Here is an 18,472-nt window from a genome sequence, read left to right as displayed (position 1 = left end):
GACGTGCGCATCCAGGAAACGAGAAGCGTGCCCGCGAAAGCGACCCCGTAGTCCAAGGGAATTCCTTGCTGTCTATGTGGGCCGATCGTTTTTCCGCGGCTCCTATCACGTCCCTACTCCTGCGACACCTTCCAGTCGGCAGAGAATTTGGCAATGCTAAGGATCACGAATGTCTCAACATCCTTCACACCCTTGAGACTGCCCAGATAGGACGTCGTGAAGTCCAATAGGTGGTCATGGTCTGTAAAGAATGCCTCAATAATGAGGTTGTACCTTCCAGTCGACACACCGCAGTACCTCACCTCGCTCCGCTGCGCGACCGAGTCCGAGATGTTGCGGAGTTCTGCGAGGGTCGTCGCGATCCCCATGATCGCCGAAACTGTCATTCCTGCGAGCCGAGGGGTGGGGATCGCGACTACCTCGATGTAGTCCCCATCCAAAAGTGCCGCGAGGCGCTTCCGCACGGTCGTCTCGGTGACCCCGAGCCTCCGTGCGATCTCGCTGCTTCCCGTCCTGCCGTCGACTTGGAGGATCTGCACGATCTCACGGTCTGTCTGATCCAGCACTCCGGGGCTGGCTGCGCTGCCGCGCGCGTTTCGTCGCCGTCGTGCGTCCTGACCAGCCATGCGTAACTCCTCGTCGACATCGCCGAACGGTCGCGATTGCAACCCTCATGAACCGCGAACTCTAGACCGGAGAAACTGTATGGCCGGCACGGGTTTGTCGCCAGCGAGCCCATGTCTGCGACAGGCCTTCCGACCCCACCCTCCTTTCCGTAAGACGAGACTCTCTCGGCTTCTGTCTCAGTACACCTTCGTCTGAGTGAGTTCCTTGTACTGCTCGGGATGCTGTTTCCGCATGAGGAGCGTGCGCGCCAGTCCAATGACGAAAGCGATCGGAACTATGGACAGGAGGACCCAGTTCATTAGTCCTGTACGGCCGGAAAAGTACTCGAAGTTGGTAGCGATCAACCAGACGGCTGCCGTGAGGGCCACAAAGCTGACCGCTGGAGCGACCAGCGTGCTCCACCTGGTCAGTTCGTGAGAGTCCTTGTTCCGATTGAAGAACACCACGATCGCCACCGAACAGAGTGCTTGTAGAGCGATCACCGCGAGGACCCCTGGCGCGACCAGAAGGAGAAAGACTTCAAGATAGGGATCCGCGTTCAGTGTCGCGAGGACGAGGATCACCAGCAGGGCGAAGATGGCGAGAGTGCGACTCGCCACGAACGGCGAACGGTGAACGGGGTGAACCTGAGCCAGAGGCTTGGGGAGCAGGCCTTCCCGGCCGAGGGTGAAGATGTAGCGGGTGGCCGTGTTGTGGAAAGCCAACACGGAGGCGAACGCGCTGGTGATGAGCAGGGTCTCGGCAACGACCGCCGCTGGATGTCCGACGTACTGCTCGATGGCGGTGAACACCAGGCCCACCGGATCGGCGGTTGCGGCCTCCTGGATGTTCGACTTGCCGAAGGCGACCACCAACACCCATGCCATGAACGTGTAAAAGATGGCGAGAAACCCAACCGCCAGATACACCGCGCGAGGCAAGGTACGCGCGGGATCCTTGGCCTCCTCGGAGTAGATCGCGGTCGACTCGAAGCCGATGAAGGCGCCGAAAACGATCGCGAACATGGCGCCTGCCCCAGTGCCGGGGAAGATCGAGTTGGGCTCGAAGCCGCTGAGGTCGAGTCCCTCGGCCCCGCCCTGCGCCAGTACGGGTACGGCGAGCACCAGCAGGATCCCGGCCTCGGTCAGCAGAGCCAGTCCGAGAACCTTTGCGCTGAGTGAGATCTGTCGGTGGCCGAGAGCCGCCACGAGGAGGAGTGCCATGAGCGAGCACACCAACCACGGCACTTCGAGTCCGGTGAAGTCCTGGATCGGTCCGACTGCAAAGGCGCCTACCGCGCCGATCTGTCCGACCGTGATCAACGCGTATGCGGCGAGAGCCAAGAAGGCGGCGCCGCCTCCGATCGGACGTCCGATTCCCTGGCCGATGTAGGCGTAGAAGGCACCGGAGTTTCGGATTCGAAGGGCCATGCGCGTCAGCCCCACGGCGAAGACGAGAAGCACGATGCCCGCGACCATCTGGGCCCCCACCGTCCCGACGCCGCCGATCATGAATGACAGCGGAGCAAAGCCTGCGACGACAAGGAGGGGGCCTGCAGCCGCGACCGTGAAGAACGCGATTTCCACCGCTCCCATGGTCCTGCGCATGGGTTCAACTCCGGCCGGGGCCACATCTGATTTCGAGGTTTGTTCGGTCATGCTCTTTCTCCTCCACGAATCCGGTCCCGAGACTGACGAGTTGCTGGTCGCGATCCCATTCAGGACGCAGGTGGCGCAGCCTTGTGTTTCAGCTTCCGTACCGTTCGACGTATGCCTTCGTGGCGAGTTCGAACACGTCTAGATGTGGACGCAGCACTCCAGCACCGATCTGCCCGCCGTCCTTGCCAGCGAGTCCGCCATCGATGACTGGCGTGATGCCTGACTGGACCACGGCGAAGATGTCAATCCCCACAGGTGTTCCTCGGAACTCCAGCACCGGGATGCGAAAGTCTGGATGCTCGCCGACCGTGATTGCGTACATGGACTCATTGCTGCGCCGCATAGCTTCGAAGGTGCCGCCTTGGTAAGCCTGGAGTGTCGGCGCGCAGGCCTGCGCGAATCCGCCCAGTCCCACCACTTCGGTCACGCAGCTTTCGCCGCCGATCCACTCAGCGTCGTCCTGGTCGAACCCGTCGAAGAACTTGCCCTCAAGCTCCGGATGCATCCCTCTGAACCAGGTGTCGCCGAGTCCACTGACCCGGATCGCGAACTCGCGGGAGTTGATAGCCATCGCAGTGACCAGGGAGCTCCCCTCTACCCCGTGCGCCGAATCGGCAGTGGCCTTCGCGGCCGCCATCCCGACCCGCAGGAACGAGTACTCGTTGCGCCTGAGGAAGTCGATGACCTCAAGGAGCTGCGAGGGCGAAGAACTGGACCCCATCATGTCCAGGAAGGAAGGCATGAGCTCGGTTGTGAGGAGCATGGTCGCCGCGGTGTTTCTGCTGTGCAGCTCGTCGCCCATTCTCAGCGCTCGTGCCATCAGCCCCTTAAGCGGAAGCGGCCCGCGACGGTGAATCGCTTCGGAGAGCACTGGGGCCATCACGTCCCGCAACCAGTCGAGACGATCTGCGACGCCACGGTTGTAGGACCCGTAGCAGAGTCGATGGGGGTCCTCCCCCTCGTAGAGGTTGCAGAATCCGACGGCCCCAGAAGTCTCGTCCCGAACTACAAACACTGGCATCGACGCGGTGAGGATTCCCGCGACAGACCCGATGCAATTCAATTCCTGGGTACTCCGCACCTGGATTTCGCCACGGCGAATCATCGCCTCCGCTTCTTCCGGATCAGCGGCGATGCCCTCATAGACGGCCCCGAACAGCACGGCACGTCGTTGTCCGCCCTCGTAGGCCTCCCAGTCGAGAGGGGCCCCGGAGGTCAAGATCGTGTGAGTGGTCATGCCGAGAACGACTTCACCGGCGGGGGCGACATCGACCAACTGCGGCTCCGACCCGGTCAGATGCCCCAGCGCCGTGAGATTGGCACGATCCCTGTCCTGGGAGCCCATCTCAGATCCGCTGCATGTAGGTAGCGGACTCCCAGTCGGTCACCACGGACCGGAACTCGTGGCTCTCCGCCCGCTTGTGAGCCAGATAGGTGGCGTGGAAGGCCGGCGTGAACGCCCGCTGTGCCAGATCATCTGTCTCGAAGGCGTCGAGGGCGGTGTCGAGTGTCATCGGCAGCGGCAGCAGGCCATAAGCCTCCCGCTCACCCTCGTCCAACAGATAGGTATCCACGTTGACGGGCGCACCAGCGTCCAGCTTCTGCTCGATACCGTCGAGTCCAGCCGCGATAACCATGGCCATTCCGAGGTAGTAGTTGACCGACGCATCGGCGGTACGCACTTCCAGACAATGACGGTTGACGGGCATACGGCACATCAGGGTCCGGTTGTTGTTGCCCCAGGCCCGGAAGACGGGCGCCCAGGAGATTTCATCCATGAAGCCCTTGCTCGTGAAGCGCTTGTAGGAGTTGACCGTGGGCGAGACCACGGCGCTGATGGCGTCGGCGTGCCGCAGGACCCCTGCGGTGAAGTGGCCTGCCAGGTCGCTGTAGGCAGCGCTGCCGTCGGCATGGGCGAAGAGATTCTCGCCGGTCTCGACGGACGCGATGCTGATGTTGATGTGAGCGGCGGAGCCGAAATCGTCTTGGAACGGCTTGGCCATGAACGTGGCGATGCAACCAACCTGGCGAGCCACATGCTTGGCCATCAGGCGGAAGAGCGTCATCCGGTCCGCCATCGACATGGCATCGGTGTAGGCGAAGTTGAACTCGTACTGCCCGTCTCCTCCCTCGTGGTCGAAGGAGTACAGACCCCAGTTCAGGTCGTTCATGTACCGCGCCATCGGGCCGATGAAGGGCTCAGAGAGAATGGTCGCTTCCAGGTCGTAGCCGCGCGTGGGCGAGTTCAGGGCGTCGGAGGCAACAAAGGGCTCCCAGCCGGTCGGCGTCTCGCGGACGACGTAGAACTCGGGCTCGATCCCCACGTTGACTGTGAACCCGAGGTCCCTCGCGCGGTCGACCTGACGTTGCAGCATGTTGCGGGAGTCCTGCTCGTACGGCACGCCGTTCAACTGAAGCTGCGAAGGCACCAGGGCAAACCGCGGATCCCATGGAAGCACGACCAGCTTCTCCAGGTCGGGGATACCCGCGCACTCGTCCTCGTGCGGACCGAGATCGCCCATCCCCTCGAGGGCCCCGACGGTGTAGAGCTCTGATCCCTTGGCCATGGACGGCAAGGAGGCGATGGGGACGCACTTGCTCTTGGGCACGCCGTGGATGTCCACGTAGTAGCCGAAGACGAATTCCACGCCCTGCTCCTGTAGGTCCGCGCTCAACTTGGCCACATCCACCATCAGTTTGCTTCCTCACACTCGTGAACAGTGTGAGGAACCTCGCACCCATTAAGTTCGAATGTCAACGCTTATGGCCCACACCAGTCTGATTTTCGAGTTAAATCTGCGTTTCAAGGGTCGAACTTCGTACCGCAGTTCGATGGTGCGGGCTGCCCGCAGCTGGCGGGAGCTAGTCCCGACCGGCATCAAGCACGTGGGAGAGATCGTCCGCCTGGGTGCCCTTCGGTCCCCGAGCCGGAGGAACGAGTGCGCAGATAGACCGACGATCCCCCAGCCCCGACGGCACGGGCGGCGCCCTGCGGTAGGGGCTGCGGGATGCTCCAGCCCGCCTACGGGGTGGTCGCGGGCCCGGCGGGCTTCAGCAGCGCCTCCGTCGTCGTCCTCGCCGGCCTCGAAGGGGTGGGCACGACCACCGCGCAGGCGGCCAGCGGCGTGGGCGCCGGCGGTTGGCACACGGCCGTCGCCTCGTTCGTCGTCGTCGTCTGATTGTTCGCCGTCCACTGCCCCTGGTCCGCCCCACTGGTGTAGCCCTGTGAACTCAGGGCTTCCAGGTGAAGAAGGAGTTGTCGCTCGCCCCGAGCGGATCGTACGAACCGGTCCCTTGAGGGGTGGGGACGTAGGTGGCGGCCCGCCACTTCACCACCTTGGCGCCTTTCATGACCTGCTTGCGCTTCAGCACCACGCGCAAGGTGTTGTCGTCGACCTGCAAGAACTTCACGGGCTTGCAGCCCGAGCGGTCCCTCAACCTGCCGGCCGGGAGCTACCGGGTCCGGGTGAGTGCGCGAGGCAGGGACGCCGGGCCGGCGGACGAGCTCGCTCCTGAGGTCGTGGACTTCTACCTGGTCGAGTTCTGGCCAGAGGCGCTCGCTGAGGACGCGATCCTCCGCACCGGGAGCGAGAACGCGCGCTACTGGCACGCTGCACTGGGATCGAGGCAGTGACGGTGCGTTCGCTCACGCCACGCGAGGGAGGGCACACGAGGAGCGGGCTGACGCCGGTGCGGTCCCGCCGAAGCATCCATTGCTGACCAAGCTCACCAGGTCCTAGTGTGACCTACATCACATTACGGGGTTGCTTCCGGAGGACATCGCATGGCCCTGAATCGCGCACTCGCGCACCTCGCCGGCATCGCCGCCACCGTGCTGACGGCTTCACTGCTCACCGCGCCAGTCGCGCAGGCAGCACCTCCCACGTACGTCGCCCTGGGGGACTCCTACTCCTCGGGCACCGGCACCCGCAGCTACATCGACGACGGCACCTCGTGCAAGCGCTCGACGGCGGCGTTCCCGTCGCTGATCGCCATCGCCCGCGGCTATTCGCTGAACTTCCGGGCCTGCGGGGGGCGAAGATCCCCGACGTCACCAACACCCAGCTCAGCGCCCTGACCGCCACCACCAACTACGTCTCCATCTCGGTCGGCGGCAACGACGCAGGCTTCGCCGACGTGATCACCGCGTGCGCGCTCCCAGCCTGGGCGAGCAACTGCGACGGCAAGATCAACACCGCCCAGGCCTACATCTCCAACACGCTGCCCGGAGCGCTGGGCACCCTCTACGCCAGCATCCGGAGCAAGGCACCCAACGCCAAGGTGGTGGTGGTGGGCTACCCGCGGATCTTCATGGGCGAGGACTGCAGCGCCCTCACCTGGTTCTCACCGGCCGAGCAGACCCGGCTCAACCAGACCGCTGACCAGCTCAACGCCCGACTGGCCGCCGCTGCAGCGGCACGTGGCTTCTCGTTCGCCAACCCGACCAGCCGATTCATCGGACACGCCGTCTGCGACAGTCCGGCCTGGCTCACCAACCTGTCCGTCCCGGTCGGCGAGAGCTTCCACCCCAACGTCGCCGGCCACTCCGGCGGCTACACGCCGGCCGTCAGCGGCCTGCTCACCGGAGCAGCCGTGACCGCCGACGCCGCCCTGCTCGCCAAGGCCGCCACCCAGGCCGAGGCCCTGGCCCAGACCCAGCGGCAGTACGCCGAGGCCGACCGCAGCATCGAGCCCGAGGAGTTCGTCCTGCCCGACCTGACCACCCCCGCAGCCCGCAAGGCGGCGCGCAAGGCAGGCGTCGACCTGGACGCGTTCCTGGCCCAGCGCTGAATGCGGCTCCGGAGGCGGTGCCCGCACTCCTCGGGCACCGCCTCGCGCGGATAGCCTGACGTCGCGACTGGCGTGGCCGGACTGACCGGCGTGGAGCGCGGGAGAGACGTCGACCGCCTGGGTGTCCCTCGGGTGAGAGAGCCGGAGGGACGACATGCGCGACGCGACCGACGACCGCCCTCCGGCTGACTCCGCGCCTCCACAGCGCGGCGTACTGCTCCAGCCGGTCTCCGCCGGGATCGTCTCGGGCCTGGTCGGCTTCACCAGCGCCTTCGTGGTCGTCCTCGCCGGACTCGAGGCCGTTGGCGCGACCACCGCACAGGCGTCGAGCGGACTGCTCGCGGTCAGCGTCACGATGGGCCTCGCCTCGATCTTGCTCGCCCTCACGACCAGGCTGCCGATCACCTCTGCCTGGTCGACGCCCGGCGCGGCGCTGCTGGTCACCACGGGCACGGTCGCGGGCGGCTGGCCCGCCGCGGTCGGCGCCTTCCTGGTCACGGGCCTCCTGATCGTGCTCACCGGGCTACTCCCCCAGCTCGGACGGCTCATCGCCAGGATCCCGACCTCGATCGCCCAGGCAATGCTCGCCGGGATCCTCTTCCAGCTCTGCCTCGGTCCGGTCGTCGGGCTCGCCGACAACCCCGCGGCGATCGCGCCCATCGTGGTCGCCTGGCTGCTCGGGGTCCGGTTCGCTCCGAGGTTCGCCGCACCGCTGGCTTTCCTCGCCGCCACGGCGGTGATCACGGTCGACCTGGCCGTCTCCGGGCGCGCCGTCGACACGGCGTCCCTGGTGCCGCGCCTTGAGCTCACGACGCCGGCGTTCACCGTCGCGGGACTGATCGGGATCGCGCTCCCCCTCTACCTGGTGACGATGGCCTCGCAGAACGTCCCCGGCGTCGCCGTGATGAAGGGGCTCGGGTACGCCGTGCCCTGGCGCCGAGCGATGCTGGTCACCGGCGTGGGCACCCTGGCCGGGGCACCGGCGGGCGGGCACGCGATCAACCTGGCCGCTATCAGCGCTGCGCTCGCCGCTGGCCCAGAGGCCGGCCCCGACCGCTCCCGCCGGTGGATCGCCAGCGTGACCTGCGGGGTGGTGGTCATCGGTCTCGGCGTCGCGTCGTCCGCCTTCGGCACGCTGGTGTCGCTGGCCCCCGCCGGAGTGCTGGCCGCCGTCGCCGGACTCGCTCTCCTCGGGACTCTCGCCGCCTCGCTGCGGGCCGCGCTCGCGGACCCGAGCGAGCACGTCCCGGCCGTCGTCACCTTCGCCACCGCCGCCTCGGGCATCGCCGTCGCGGGCGTGGGGGCGGCGTTCTGGGCGCTCGTCGCGGGCCTCGTCGTACGGCTCGTGCTGCGGCTCGGCCCCTGACGACGCCGACGAGGGTCACGAACCAGCGGGGTCACCAGGCAGGGCGCTCCGCGCCGCAACGACTGCTCGCCCTCGGCGGGCCGTGGCCGGGCATGGTCGTCTGCCCAGCAGACGGACGAAGGGCCCTGGGACGTGGCCGAACGGGAGCAGTTGATCCGGGCCAGGGTTCCCGAGCTGGTGGCCCTCGGCGCCAGCATGGTCCGGGAAGAGCACTACGACGGGGCGCTCGGACACGTCGTCATGGTGGATCCCGAAGGCAACGAGTTCTGCGTGCCCTGAGGCATCGTCATCCGGCTCGTCCTGCAGGTGGGGCGTGGAGCGCTCAGTCCTTCTTCGCCGCGGGCGCGGCGACGCAGAGGACTCCCCTGTTGCCGTCCTGGTCGGCGATCACCGTGAGTGAGGGCGCGTCGCTGTCGTCGACGACGATGCCGCCAGCAGCGACAGCGGCGGCGATCCGTTGCTCGGCCGCCTCGGGTGCGACGTAGACCTCGACGTGGAACCGCTGACCCGAGGCCTCGGGCTCGTCGTCCCCGAACCAGAGGTTCGGCACCCGCCCCGTGGCATCTCGGATCTCATCGCTCGGGGTGCCGCGTCCCTGGGACTCGGCGCTCCCGGTCAGCAGCGCGGCCCACACCGGAGCGATGGTCGCCGAGCGCGCCGTGTCGAGGCCCAGCTCGATGTCGCACACCGAGGCCGGGTCTGCCTCCAGCTCGTGATCGGCGGCGACCTCGGTGATCCGTCGCGCGAGGTCGACGTCCTGCTGGGTCACCCATTCGACGACGTACTCGGTGCCGTCGTCGTCGCGGTAGATGGCGTCGTCGCTGACCAGCTTCAGGTCGACGTACCCCTTGCCCATCGACACCCGTGGGTAGTGACCGACCGCGTCGCCCACATGACCCAGCGTGGCGATGAACCTGGCGCCGGCGTCGAAGCCGTCCACCAGGTACCGCGCATGCAGCCCCTGAGCCAGCTTGCGCCACTCGGTGAGGTCGGCCTCGGCGATCTGCTCGCCCCGCAGCATGTCCATGCCCAGCGACCATAGCGCTGACCTGCCGCGAACGCGCGCCGACTCAAGGGTGTCCCGGAGAAGGATCGCCGCACTACGATCCCCAGATCACCGGGTCCCTGCCGGGGCCTCGCACACGGCCCACTCGGAGGCACCCGTGAAGCTCTTGCTCACCTCAGGCGGCGTCACGAATCCCAGCATCCACTCCGCCCTGGAGGAGCTCCTGGGCAAGCCGGTCGCGGAGTCCCACGCCCTGTGCATCCCGACCGCCCAGTGGGGCCACCCGATGTGCGGACCGGCATCGGTCCGCGGCCTCATCGCCGCCGGGCCCACCTGGCAGCCCCAGACCGGTCTGGGCTGGTCCTCCCTCGGCGTGCTGGAGCTCACCGCGCTGCCCACCATCGGCGCGGACCGGTGGGTGCCGTGGGTCCGGGAGGCCGACGTGCTGCTGGTCGACGGCGGGGACGCGACGTACCTGTGCCACTGGATGCGGGAGTCCAGCCTGGCCGACCTGCTGCCGTCCCTGGCCGACACGGTCTGGGTGGGGGTCAGCGCCGGGAGCATGGTGCTGACGCCCCGGATCGGGGACTACTTCGTGGAGTGGCCGTCCGCGTCGGACGACCGCACCCTGGGAGTCGTCGACTTCTCCATCTTCCCGCACCTGGACCTGTTCCCGACCAACACCATGGCCCACGCCGAGCGCTGGGCCGCGGACCTCGGCGTCCCGTCGTACGCCATCGACGAGCAGACGGCCATCAAGGTCGTCGAGGGAGCCGTCGAGGTGGTCTCCGAGGGGAAGTGGCGGCACTTCGAGCAATCGCGATGAGACGAGACCCTCGGCGCACCTCGGTGAGCGCCGTCCGTGAGGCACAGAGCGAGCGCCTGCGCAGACGCCGGCACTGGTACTTCGCGCTGATGGGCACCTGCCTGGTGCTGCTGGTGCTGGCCTGGTGCCTGGTCCGGCTGTGGTCCACCACGGCAGCTGTGGCCATGTCGGCCGTCGCCGCGGTCATCCCGCCGGTCGCCGTCCTGGTCGCAAACTGGGGCGAGGACCACTGACGGACCCGGCTCCTCAGCGGCTCGTCGTGGGCGCGATGAGCCTTCGAGCGGAGACGACGTCGGGCCCGAGGTGCCCCACGAGGTCGTCCGCGGCCGCTGTCAGGGCGTCGTCGGTCATCGGGTCGAGCGCGTCCATGATGAACAGGGCGGTCGTGGTGCCGTCGTGCAGCTGGGTCCGTCGTCCCTGCCGCCAGTTCCAGCGGCGGCAGGTGACGCCGGAGTCGTCGCACCACACCACTTCCCCCACCTCGGGGTGCTCGGTGACCATCTCCCCTCCGGCCGTGGTGTCGAACGGCTCCGTGCCGTCGCTGCGCACCAGGCGCGGTGAGCCGGCGTAGCGGGTGAGGTCCTCACCGCCGAGTGGGACCTGGTGCAGCACGCTGATCGCGTTGTAGACATCGGTGAGCCGGTTGACGCGCGGCAGCCCGCCAGGGGCCCGCCTCAGGAGCGCCTCGAGGCTGTTGCGGGTGCGTTGCGGCTTCGCACCGAAGGCGCGGTAGGCCTCCCGCCAAGCGGCCACGTGCGGGATCTCCTCCACCGGGCCCCGGGCCGCCAGGTCCCGCGCCATCGCCTCCGCGCGCCCGAGCAACGACTCGCTGACGTCGTCACTCGCGGCGGGTGCGATGCCGCCGACCGCGACAAGGAGCGCCCGGTAGTCGGGTCGCAGGGCGAAGACCGAAGACTCGATCCGGGCTCCGGAGAGGAAGAGGTCGAGCTCGTTGCGGTCAGTCACCATGGGTCCTAGCGTGCCCCCATGGGCATCGTCAGCGCCAACATGGCCGTCTCCCTCGACCTCGTCGGGGCGGGTCGCGACCAGTCCCTGGAGCACCCCTTCGGGCCACACGTGGGCCATCGGCTGCACACCTGGATGCTCGAGCACCGCGAGGACAGCGAGGCCGAGATCGCCGGGATCCTGCAGGCCCGCGCCTACATCATGGGACGCCACATGTTCGGGCCCGACCGCGGCGACTGGGACCTGGACTGGCAGGGCTGGTGGGGCGTGGAGCCGCCGTACCACGCTCCCGTCTTCGTGCTCTGCTCCCGCCCGCGGGAGCCGCTGGTCATGGCAGGTGGGACCACCTTCCACTTCGTCACCGACGGGCCGGAGTCCGCGCTCGCCCAGGCCCGCGAGGCCGCCGGCGACGGCGATGTCTCGATCGCCGGCGGCGTGAGCACGCTCAACGCCTACCTCGCGGCCGAGGTCGTGGACGAGCTGCGGCTGCACGTCGTGCCGTTCACCGTGGGCGAGGGGCTGCGGGTCTTCGACGGCGCCGGCGACCTGGCCTGGTCACCGGTCTCCAGCCGTACGACGCCGTACGTCACGCACCTGGTCTACCGGCGGGCCTGAGGACGACCCGATCACGTGAGCAGGTCGACGACCTTCTGCGCGGCCTCGGTGCTGGAGGCCGGGTTCTGGCCAGTCACCAGCTTGTCGTCGACGACCACGAAGGGCGCCCACGGTTCTCCCGAGGAGAAGGTGGCGCCGGCCTCGCGGAGCCGGGACTCCAAGAGCCAGGGCGCCTTGTCGGCGAGCCCGGCCTGTTCTTCCTCGGCGTCGGTGAAGGCTGTCAGGTGGCGCCCGGCGAAGAGCCAGGATCCGTCGGCGCGCTTGGCCGGCAGGAGACCGGCCGGGCCGTGGCAGACCGAGGAGACGACCTTGCCGCCGTCGAGCATCGTCACGAGGATGCGGCCCAGGTCGTCGCTGACAGCGAGGTCCTCCATCGGGCCGTGGCCGCCGGGCACGAAGACGGCGTCGTAGGTGTCGAGGTCGACGTCGGCGAGCACCAGGGGTGACTCGAGTCGGCCTGCGAGTGCCTCGAGAGCCTCGCGCTGTCTCCTCGACTCCTCCTCGCCAATGGTGGCAGGGGCGAGACTGCCCTCGTCCACGACGGGCGTCCCGCCCTGCGGGCTGGCGAAGTCGACGTCGATCCCGGCGTCGGAGAAGACCTCCAGGGGGGCGAGCAGCTCCTCGGCCCAGAAGCCGGTCGGGTGCTTGGTTCCGTCCTTGAGAGTCCAGTGATCGGCGCCGGTCAGGACGAACAAGATCTTCGGCACGTCAATCTCCTCGAGGCAGTTGCGGGGCCGCCGTACGGCGACCTTCACGACGCTACCCACGCGGTGGTGAGGTCGTGAAGAGCCTCGGTCAGGGGCCGCCTCGCCAGTGCTCGATCCGGCGCTTGTCGGGCAGGAACCCGTGGTGCACACCCCAGAGAACTGCTTGGGTGCGGCTCTCGACGTCGATCTTGCGATAGAGCCCGCGGATGTAGGACTTGACCGTGTTGGGGCTGAGGTAGGTCAACGCTGCGATCTCGGCGTTGTTCTTGCCCTGGGTGATGAGGGCGAGGATCTCCGCCTCCCGATCGGTCAGCCCCTCGCCACGGCCGGGCCAGTCACCACCCTGGGTGCGGACCGTGGCCGATGAAGGGCTGACCACGATCTCGCCCGCGTGCACGGACTCGAGGGCGGTGACGAGCTCTCGGGCGGTGAGAGCCTTGGACAGGTAGCCGTGCACACCAAGATCACGGGCTGTCGCGAGGAGGTCTGGGTGGAAGTTCCAGGTGTAGACCACGACTCGTCGGGCACGTGGGTTGTCGATGAGGGTCTTGATCTCCGCGCGATCTGACTCCGGCTGGGCGAAAGAGTCGTACAGCGCGATGTCGACGCCGTCCTCGACGGGCTGGTTCGTGTCCAGCTCGGCCACCACGACCCGGTCGCGGTACGGCTCGAGCATGTTGGCGACCCCCATGACCACGACGTCGTAGTCGTCCACCAGGGCGACCTGGATGGGGCGACCTCCATTGCTCACCACCGCACGCTAACCCACCTAGGGGTGTGCCACACCCCTCCTAGGGGTGGTCTGGTGGTGGACAGAGGACGCACCGGTCGGCCTCTCGAAGAAAGGCAGACTCATGCTCGGACTCATCCTCACCATTCTCATCGTCGGCGCCATCGCCGGCTTCGTTGCCCGACTCCTCGTGCCCGGTCGTCAAGACCTCTCCATCGTCGCGACCATCGTGCTCGGCATCGTCGGCTCGTTGGTCGGCGGGCTGCTCGGCTACCTGTTGTTCGGAAAGGACGCAGACGACGGCCTCTTCCAGCCGGCGGGCATCATCGGCTCGATCATCGGCGCCGTCATTGCCCTGCTGATCTGGCAGTGGTCGCAGCGCCGCAGCGCGGCCCACGTCTGAGGCGACCGACGAACCCGGCGCCGGGGCCACTGCGAAGTGGCCCCGGTCCGCTCGCATGGTGGACCCTGCGGCTAGAGAGACCCGCCTAGGTCTGGCGGGTCAGAGCGCCTCCGCCTGGGGCCAGCCGTGCCGCAGCTCGTCCAGGTGCCGGTGCGTCAGGAAGGACGGGTTGCTGCCGGCCGGCATCCGGAGCACCTCGAGCTGCGAGAGCACGGGATGGGCGAGCAGCTCCGCCCTGGGGACGGGACGCGAGAGCGGCTCGAGCTCGACCGGCATCACCAGCTGACCGTCACGGTCGACCACAGCTGCTCCGGTCGTCCGGCCCACGGCGTGGATGCCCGGCGGGTGCTGCCGGTCGCGCCCGCTGATCCACAGGAGCACCGGCTGGTCCGACTCGATCAGGTCCGTCCGGTAGGACCTGCGCACACACCTGGTGGTGACGGCGGCGCGCCTGCCGGCCAGGAGATCCTCCACCGACGTGGAGCCCGGGCTGGTCTTGATCAGCCAGGCACCCAGCGACTCGCGGGTAAGCGCTGGTGTCGTGGTTGCCACGGGTCTCACCCTGTCACAGGGGGCAATTCTGCCTTTTTTCGAACACCTGTCCAGGGTTCGAGATCGGGGCCTTCTCCGGGCCGGAACTGTCGGCGGTGCGCGGTTGGCTTGTCTCATGTCGGTCAGCCAGCTGCAGTCCTCCCGGGAGATGACCTCCCGGGTGACGATGCTGGTCTCGGCCGCCCAGGAGGCGGTCCGAGGCGCCGGGGCCGTGCCGGCGGATGCGGTGGGGTCCGCCGACCTGGCCGAGGCCCTGCAACGGGTGGGCGAGCTGGAGTCCGCAGCCACCGCGCTGCGGCTGCGCCTGTCGGCCGAGGCGGAGGCCCGGCGGGTGGCCGAGGACCCCGACCTGGGTGGTGCCGCCACCGGGACCGACGCCTGGCTCGCCGGGCTGCTGGGCTCGACCCGGGCCTCGCAGGCGTCGGGCCTGAGGCTGGGCAGGTTGCTGGGCTCGAAGTATGCGGCGACGCGGGAGGCGTTCGCGGCCGGCCGGTTGCGGGTCGACCAGGTCCGGGTGATCGTGGACGCCGCGGAGGAGGCTCCTGACCGGGCCACTCCTGAGCAGGTCGCTGCCGCCGAGGAGCTGCTGGTGGGCAAGGCGACCGGGGACTCGACCCGTTCGGGACGGCCGATGAACGCCAAGCGGCTCCGGCAGGCCGCGCGTCGGATGTTCGACCCGATCGACCGGACCCTGGCCGACGAGCACGAGCTCAAGATGCTGACCCGGGAGAAGGCGGGTGCGGACGCGGAGACCTTCCTGTCCCTGCATGAGAACGGCGACGGCACCTGGTCGGGGAAGTTTCGCATCCCGGAGCTGCACGGCAACCTCCTGGAGACCGTGCTGGCACACCTGACCAGCCCTCGCCGGCTCGGGTTGAAGCGCGCCGCGGACGGGTCCACGTCCAGCACGATCGATCCCTCCGCCCCGCAGTCCCAGTCCTACCTGGAGACCCGCGGGCAGGGGTTCTGCGAGCTGATCGAGCACCTGCCCACCACCGGCCTGTCGCCGTCGCAAGCCACGGTCCTGGTGACGCTGGACCTCGACGCACTGCTGACCGGGATCGGCGCGGCCCGCTTGGACAGCGGGGTCCGGATCACCGCCGGGGAGGCCCGACGGATGGCGTGCGAGGCCGGTCTGGTCCCCGCCGTCCTGGGCGGCGCCTCGGAGCCGCTGGACCTGGGCCGGGAACGACGACTGCACTCCGCGACCCAACGCCGGGCACTGTCCCTGAGCCACGAGACGTGCGCAACGTCAGGGTGCGAACGGCCCTTCGCCTGGTGCGAGATCCACCATCATCGGCTCTCCTGGGGTCGCGGCGGGGCCACGGACCTGGACAACGGACTTCCGCTCTGCGGGTTCCACCATCGCAAGGCCCACGATCCGGCGTGGGACCTGCGACAGCACTCCTCCGGCGAGTGGCGGTTCCACCGGAGGCGGTAGGAGCCGACCTGCTCAAGGGATGACGATCAGGGCCACAGCAGGACCTTGACGGCGCGCCGCTCGTCCATCGCGCGGTAGCCCTCGGCCGCCTCCTCCAGCGGTAGCTCGAGGTCGAAGACCTTGCCGGGGTCGATCCGACGGTTCCAGATCCTCTCGATCAGGTCGGGCAGGAACCGGCGAACCGGCGCCGGTCCGCCGTGCAGGTGGACCTCGGCGAAGAACAGCTCCCCGCCGGGCAGCGAGACGTCGTGGGCGACCCCGACGTAGCCGACGTGGCCCCCGGGGCGGGTGGACCGGATGGCCTGCATCATCGACTCCTGGGTGCCGACCGCCTCGATGACCGAGTGCGCACCCAGCCCCCCGGTGAGCTCCTTGATCCGGGCGACACCCGCGTCGCCGCGCTCGACGACGATGTCGGTGGCGCCGAACTCCTCGGCCAGCCGCTGCCGGGGCTCGTGACGCGACATGGCGATGATCCGCTCCGCGCCCAGCTGCTTGGCGGCCAGCACGCCGAGCAGTCCGACCGCGCCGTCGCCGACCACGGCGACGGTCTTGCCCGGTCCGACCTCGGCGGCCACTGCGGCGAACCAACCGGTGCCCAGGACGTCGGAGGCGGCCAGCAGGCTGGGCACCAGCTCCGCCGGTGGCACCTCGGGGGTGGCCACCAGGGTGCCGTCGGCGAGCGGGATGCGGGCGAGCTCCGCCTGGGTGCCGACCCCACCCACGCCCTCCGCGCGCACGCACCGGGACTGGTAGCCCGCCCGGCAGATCTCGCAGGTGTTGTCCGAGGCGAAGAACGACCCCACCACGAACTGGCCGGGCTTGATGGCCTGCACCTGGTCGCCGACGGCCTCGACGATGCCGACGTACTCGTGGCCCATCGGGGCCGTTGGCCCGGACCGGTCGATGCCCCGGTAGGGCCACAGGTCCGACCCGCAGACGCAGGTGGCGCTCAGCCGGATGATCGCGTCGGTCGGCTGCTCGAGCACCGGGTCCGGACGGTCCTCGACCCGGACGTCTCCGGGGCCGTGCAGGATGGCTCCTCGCATGAGGCTCTCCTTCGTCGCGCCCTGAACGGTCCGGCGAACGGTCCGCCGAACGGTCCCGAGGGCAGCTGATCGTGAGCGGTCCCGATCCACTATGGGAGGAGCTCAGGCCGTTCAACAAGGGCACAAGGACTCACCCCGAGGACGTGAGTCACCTCACCGGTCTGCTCCGAGATGCCCGCAACCCGCCGCGCAGGTGGGAAGATCCGTCAGTGACACAGCACCACGAAGCACCCCTGGACGCACCCCCGGCCGGTCCCGGGATCGACCCCGACGACCTCGCCACCACCATCCGGGTCCTCGACCAGCTGCACGAGCTCCCCGACGACCACGCGGACCTAGTCAGGGTCAAGCGGGCGGCCTCGCACATGTACAAGGCCCTGAAGAAGGAGCGGCGTACCCGCAAGCGGGAGGCCGAGCTCGCCCACGACCGGGCGATCACCGAGCAGACGGCGACCGGATCGGCGATGCGGATCGACGACGAGACCGCCGGCATCCCGCTGGTCTCCAACGCCCCGGGCGCGTTCGCCGGGACCCTGATCAACCCGCGGGGCTGCTACATCTGCAAGAACGACTACACCCTGGTCGACGCGTTCTACCACTGGCTCTGCCCCACCTGCGCCGCGAGCTCGCACGCCAAGCGCGACCAGCGCACCGACCTCACCGGCAAGCGGGCACTGCTCACCGGCGGCCGCGCCAAGATCGGCATGTACATCGCGCTGCGGCTGCTCCGCGACGGCGCCCACACCACGATCACCACCCGCTTCCCCAAGGACGCCGTACGCCGGTTCGCCGCCATGGAGGACTCCGCCGACTGGCTGCACCGGCTCAAGGTGGTCGGGATCGACCTGCGCGACCCGGCGCAGGTGATCAGCCTCGCCGACGACGTGGCGGCCGCCGGTCCCCTCGACATCCTGATCAACAACGCCTGCCAGACCGTACGCCGCTCGCCCGGGGCCTACTCCCAGCTCATCGAGATGGAGGACGCGCCGCTGCCGGCCGGCCTGGCCCTGCCCGAGATGGTCTCCTTCGACGGCATCAGCGAGGCGCACCCGGCGGCGATCGCGGGCGCGCTGTCCGGTGACGCGGTCCCCCGCCACGAGGGCGAGTCCGCCGAGGTCGCGCACGCGGCGCACACCGCGGCGTCGATCTCGGCGCTGGCGCTGAAGGCCGGCTCCGCCTCGCTGGAGGCGCACCGGACCGGCACCGCGGTCGACGCGGGCGGGCTGCTGCCGGACATGCAGGTCAACAACTCCTGGACCCAGGTGGTCGACGAGGTCGACCCGTTGGAGCTCCTCGAGGTGCAGCTGTGCAACTCGATCGCGCCGTTCCTGCTGGTCTCCCGGCTGCGGCCGGCGATGCGGGCCGCCGTGCAGGCCGGAGCCCGGCGCGCGTACGTCGTGAACGTCTCGGCGATGGAGGGGCAGTTCTCCCGCCGCTACAAGGGCGCGGGCCACCCGCACACCAACATGGCCAAGGCCGCGCTCAACATGATGACCCGGACCAGCTCGGAGGAGATGTTCACCACCGACCGGATCCTGATGACCGCGGTGGACACCGGCTGGATCACCGACGAGCGTCCCCACGAGGACAAGCTGCGGATCGCCGAGGAGGGCTGGCACGCGCCGCTCGACCTGGTCGACGGCGCGGCCCGGGTCTACGACCCGATCGTGCTCGGCGAGCAGGGCGAGGACCTCTACGGCTGCTTCGTGAAGGACTACCGACCCTCGCCCTGGTGAGGTTCAGGACAGCTGAGGTT

Annotated in this window: 22 protein-coding genes, 1 pseudogene and 1 riboswitch; of the genes and pseudogenes, 12 read left to right on the top strand and 11 right to left on the bottom strand. The window is 68.6% G+C overall.

Annotation, left to right across the window (positions count from 1 at the left end):
* Positions 1 to 113 precede the first annotated feature (113 nt).
* From C0R66_RS00690 to C0R66_RS00675, 4 genes are all read right to left on the bottom strand, one after another.
* A complete protein-coding gene (locus C0R66_RS00690; protein WP_101523061.1) occupies positions 114 to 626 on the bottom strand; it encodes an Lrp/AsnC family transcriptional regulator in 513 nt (170 codons plus the stop codon).
* A 177-nt stretch (positions 627 to 803) separates the two neighbouring features.
* The gene (locus C0R66_RS00685) at positions 804 to 2,264 is read right to left on the bottom strand and encodes an APC family permease (RefSeq protein WP_101523060.1); all 1,461 of its coding nucleotides are present in this window, start codon (positions 2,262 to 2,264) and stop codon (positions 804 to 806) included.
* An 88-nt stretch (positions 2,265 to 2,352) separates the two neighbouring features.
* On the bottom strand, positions 2,353 to 3,609 hold the full coding sequence (locus C0R66_RS00680; protein WP_101523059.1) for a YlbE family protein: 1,257 nt from the start codon (positions 3,607 to 3,609) through the stop codon (positions 2,353 to 2,355).
* Position 3,610: 1 nt separating this feature from the next.
* On the bottom strand, positions 3,611 to 4,912 hold the full coding sequence (locus C0R66_RS00675; RefSeq protein WP_158647808.1) for a hypothetical protein: 1,302 nt from the start codon (positions 4,910 to 4,912) through the stop codon (positions 3,611 to 3,613).
* A 360-nt stretch (positions 4,913 to 5,272) separates the two neighbouring features.
* Between C0R66_RS00675 and C0R66_RS18485 the strand changes: the two genes are divergently transcribed.
* Positions 5,273 to 5,443, top strand: coding sequence for a hypothetical protein (locus tag C0R66_RS18485; RefSeq protein ID WP_158647807.1), 171 nt, complete (start codon positions 5,273 to 5,275; stop codon positions 5,441 to 5,443).
* Positions 5,444 to 5,495: 52 nt separating this feature from the next.
* Here C0R66_RS18485 and C0R66_RS00670 read toward each other — a convergent pair whose 3' ends face one another.
* Complete coding sequence (locus tag C0R66_RS00670; RefSeq protein WP_101523057.1) at positions 5,496 to 5,675, bottom strand: hypothetical protein; 180 nt, start codon at positions 5,673 to 5,675, stop codon at positions 5,496 to 5,498.
* Between the two features lie 4 nt (positions 5,676 to 5,679).
* Between C0R66_RS00670 and C0R66_RS00665 the strand changes: the two genes are divergently transcribed.
* The 5 genes and pseudogenes from C0R66_RS00665 to C0R66_RS18480 all read left to right on the top strand — a co-directional run.
* Positions 5,680 to 5,898 carry a hypothetical protein gene (locus C0R66_RS00665; RefSeq protein ID WP_101523056.1) on the top strand — a complete coding sequence of 73 codons (219 nt, stop codon included), beginning with the start codon at positions 5,680 to 5,682 and terminating at the stop codon, positions 5,896 to 5,898.
* A 150-nt stretch (positions 5,899 to 6,048) separates the two neighbouring features.
* Positions 6,049 to 6,342, top strand: a complete 294-nt coding sequence (locus C0R66_RS19215) for a hypothetical protein (RefSeq protein WP_241901525.1) — start codon at positions 6,049 to 6,051, stop codon at positions 6,340 to 6,342.
* The gene (locus C0R66_RS00660; protein ID WP_241901690.1) at positions 6,291 to 7,055 is read left to right on the top strand and encodes an SGNH/GDSL hydrolase family protein; all 765 of its coding nucleotides are present in this window, start codon (positions 6,291 to 6,293) and stop codon (positions 7,053 to 7,055) included. Before C0R66_RS19215 ends, C0R66_RS00660 begins: the two co-directional genes overlap by 52 nt.
* 53 nt (positions 7,056 to 7,108) lie before the next feature.
* Positions 7,109 to 7,185, top strand: a riboswitch (ZMP/ZTP riboswitch).
* A 24-nt stretch (positions 7,186 to 7,209) separates the two neighbouring features.
* Positions 7,210 to 8,421 carry a benzoate/H(+) symporter BenE family transporter gene (locus tag C0R66_RS00655; RefSeq protein WP_101523055.1) on the top strand — a complete coding sequence of 404 codons (1,212 nt, stop codon included), beginning with the start codon at positions 7,210 to 7,212 and terminating at the stop codon, positions 8,419 to 8,421.
* A gap of 99 nt (positions 8,422 to 8,520) precedes the next feature.
* Positions 8,521 to 8,700 (top strand): annotated as a pseudogene (locus tag C0R66_RS18480) (VOC family protein); the annotation flags it as partial.
* 43 nt (positions 8,701 to 8,743) lie between these two features.
* On the opposite strand, the gene C0R66_RS00650 reads toward C0R66_RS18480, so the two are convergent.
* Positions 8,744 to 9,448: a 4a-hydroxytetrahydrobiopterin dehydratase gene (locus C0R66_RS00650; RefSeq protein ID WP_101523054.1), complete on the bottom strand. Its 705-nt coding sequence runs from the start codon at positions 9,446 to 9,448 to the stop codon at positions 8,744 to 8,746.
* A gap of 136 nt (positions 9,449 to 9,584) precedes the next feature.
* Between C0R66_RS00650 and C0R66_RS00645 the strand changes: the two genes are divergently transcribed.
* Together C0R66_RS00645 and C0R66_RS00640 are read left to right on the top strand one after the other, a co-directional pair.
* On the top strand, positions 9,585 to 10,253 hold the full coding sequence (locus C0R66_RS00645) for a Type 1 glutamine amidotransferase-like domain-containing protein (RefSeq protein WP_101523053.1): 669 nt from the start codon (positions 9,585 to 9,587) through the stop codon (positions 10,251 to 10,253).
* Positions 10,250 to 10,486 carry a DUF3099 domain-containing protein gene (locus tag C0R66_RS00640; protein ID WP_101523052.1) on the top strand — a complete coding sequence of 79 codons (237 nt, stop codon included), beginning with the start codon at positions 10,250 to 10,252 and terminating at the stop codon, positions 10,484 to 10,486. The genes C0R66_RS00645 and C0R66_RS00640 overlap by 4 nt, the downstream gene beginning before the upstream one ends.
* 13 nt (positions 10,487 to 10,499) lie before the next feature.
* Here C0R66_RS00640 and C0R66_RS00635 read toward each other — a convergent pair whose 3' ends face one another.
* Positions 10,500 to 11,222: a B3/B4 domain-containing protein gene (locus C0R66_RS00635; RefSeq protein WP_101523051.1), complete on the bottom strand. Its 723-nt coding sequence runs from the start codon at positions 11,220 to 11,222 to the stop codon at positions 10,500 to 10,502.
* A gap of 18 nt (positions 11,223 to 11,240) precedes the next feature.
* Between C0R66_RS00635 and C0R66_RS00630 the strand changes: the two genes are divergently transcribed.
* Entirely contained in the window at positions 11,241 to 11,834 is a 594-nt protein-coding gene (locus C0R66_RS00630) for a dihydrofolate reductase family protein (protein WP_101523050.1), read from the top strand.
* Positions 11,835 to 11,845: 11 nt separating this feature from the next.
* Here the strand turns inward: C0R66_RS00630 and C0R66_RS00625 are convergent, their stop codons facing one another.
* Complete coding sequence (locus C0R66_RS00625) at positions 11,846 to 12,541, bottom strand: type 1 glutamine amidotransferase domain-containing protein (protein WP_101525955.1); 696 nt, start codon at positions 12,539 to 12,541, stop codon at positions 11,846 to 11,848.
* 88 nt (positions 12,542 to 12,629) lie between these two features.
* Entirely contained in the window at positions 12,630 to 13,292 is a 663-nt protein-coding gene (locus tag C0R66_RS00620; RefSeq protein WP_199286750.1) for a response regulator transcription factor, read from the bottom strand.
* 103 nt (positions 13,293 to 13,395) lie between these two features.
* Between C0R66_RS00620 and C0R66_RS00615 the strand changes: the two genes are divergently transcribed.
* Entirely contained in the window at positions 13,396 to 13,674 is a 279-nt protein-coding gene (locus tag C0R66_RS00615; RefSeq protein ID WP_101523049.1) for a GlsB/YeaQ/YmgE family stress response membrane protein, read from the top strand.
* 99 nt (positions 13,675 to 13,773) lie between these two features.
* On the opposite strand, the gene C0R66_RS00610 is transcribed toward C0R66_RS00615, so the two are convergent.
* Positions 13,774 to 14,226 (bottom strand): EVE domain-containing protein, encoded by a 453-nt coding sequence (locus C0R66_RS00610; protein ID WP_101523048.1) that lies wholly within the window; start codon positions 14,224 to 14,226, stop codon positions 13,774 to 13,776.
* A 115-nt stretch (positions 14,227 to 14,341) separates the two neighbouring features.
* Between C0R66_RS00610 and C0R66_RS00605 the strand changes: the two genes are divergently transcribed.
* Positions 14,342 to 15,667 carry an HNH endonuclease signature motif containing protein gene (locus C0R66_RS00605; RefSeq protein ID WP_101523047.1) on the top strand — a complete coding sequence of 442 codons (1,326 nt, stop codon included), beginning with the start codon at positions 14,342 to 14,344 and terminating at the stop codon, positions 15,665 to 15,667.
* Positions 15,668 to 15,693: 26 nt separating this feature from the next.
* Here C0R66_RS00605 and C0R66_RS00600 read toward each other — a convergent pair whose 3' ends face one another.
* On the bottom strand, positions 15,694 to 16,716 hold the full coding sequence (locus C0R66_RS00600; RefSeq protein ID WP_101523046.1) for a zinc-dependent alcohol dehydrogenase family protein: 1,023 nt from the start codon (positions 16,714 to 16,716) through the stop codon (positions 15,694 to 15,696).
* A 209-nt stretch (positions 16,717 to 16,925) separates the two neighbouring features.
* On the opposite strand from C0R66_RS00600, the gene C0R66_RS00595 reads away from it, so the two are divergent.
* On the top strand, positions 16,926 to 18,452 hold the full coding sequence (locus C0R66_RS00595; RefSeq protein WP_241901524.1) for an SDR family NAD(P)-dependent oxidoreductase: 1,527 nt from the start codon (positions 16,926 to 16,928) through the stop codon (positions 18,450 to 18,452).
* Positions 18,453 to 18,472 lie beyond the last annotated feature (20 nt).

The organism is Nocardioides houyundeii, from assembly GCF_002865585.1.
In the GTDB taxonomy this organism is placed as follows: Bacteria; Actinomycetota; Actinomycetes; order Propionibacteriales; family Nocardioidaceae; genus Nocardioides; species Nocardioides houyundeii.
The sequence above is the reverse complement of the archived record's forward strand: the minus strand, read 5'-3'. Positions and strand labels throughout refer to the sequence as shown.

Excerpts from the sequence above, each read along its gene's own strand:
- C0R66_RS00690 (WP_101523061.1), bottom strand. The coding sequence starts at position 626 with ATGGCTGGTCAGGACGCACGACGGCGACGAAACGCGCGCGGCAGCGCA.
- C0R66_RS00685 (WP_101523060.1), bottom strand. The coding sequence starts at position 2,264 with ATGACCGAACAAACCTCGAAATCAGATGTGGCCCCGGCCGGAGTTGAA.
- C0R66_RS00680 (WP_101523059.1), bottom strand. The coding sequence starts at position 3,609 with ATGGGCTCCCAGGACAGGGATCGTGCCAATCTCACGGCGCTGGGGCAT.
- C0R66_RS18485 (WP_158647807.1), top strand. The coding sequence starts at position 5,273 with ATGCTCCAGCCCGCCTACGGGGTGGTCGCGGGCCCGGCGGGCTTCAGC.
- C0R66_RS19215 (WP_241901525.1), top strand. The coding sequence starts at position 6,049 with ATGGCCCTGAATCGCGCACTCGCGCACCTCGCCGGCATCGCCGCCACC.
- C0R66_RS00655 (WP_101523055.1), top strand. The coding sequence starts at position 7,210 with ATGCGCGACGCGACCGACGACCGCCCTCCGGCTGACTCCGCGCCTCCA.
- C0R66_RS00650 (WP_101523054.1), bottom strand. The coding sequence starts at position 9,448 with ATGGACATGCTGCGGGGCGAGCAGATCGCCGAGGCCGACCTCACCGAG.
- C0R66_RS00640 (WP_101523052.1), top strand. The coding sequence starts at position 10,250 with ATGAGACGAGACCCTCGGCGCACCTCGGTGAGCGCCGTCCGTGAGGCA.
- C0R66_RS00635 (WP_101523051.1), bottom strand. The coding sequence starts at position 11,222 with ATGGTGACTGACCGCAACGAGCTCGACCTCTTCCTCTCCGGAGCCCGG.
- C0R66_RS00630 (WP_101523050.1), top strand. The coding sequence starts at position 11,241 with ATGGGCATCGTCAGCGCCAACATGGCCGTCTCCCTCGACCTCGTCGGG.
- C0R66_RS00615 (WP_101523049.1), top strand. The coding sequence starts at position 13,396 with ATGCTCGGACTCATCCTCACCATTCTCATCGTCGGCGCCATCGCCGGC.
- C0R66_RS00605 (WP_101523047.1), top strand. The coding sequence starts at position 14,342 with ATGTCGGTCAGCCAGCTGCAGTCCTCCCGGGAGATGACCTCCCGGGTG.
- C0R66_RS00600 (WP_101523046.1), bottom strand. The coding sequence starts at position 16,716 with ATGCGAGGAGCCATCCTGCACGGCCCCGGAGACGTCCGGGTCGAGGAC.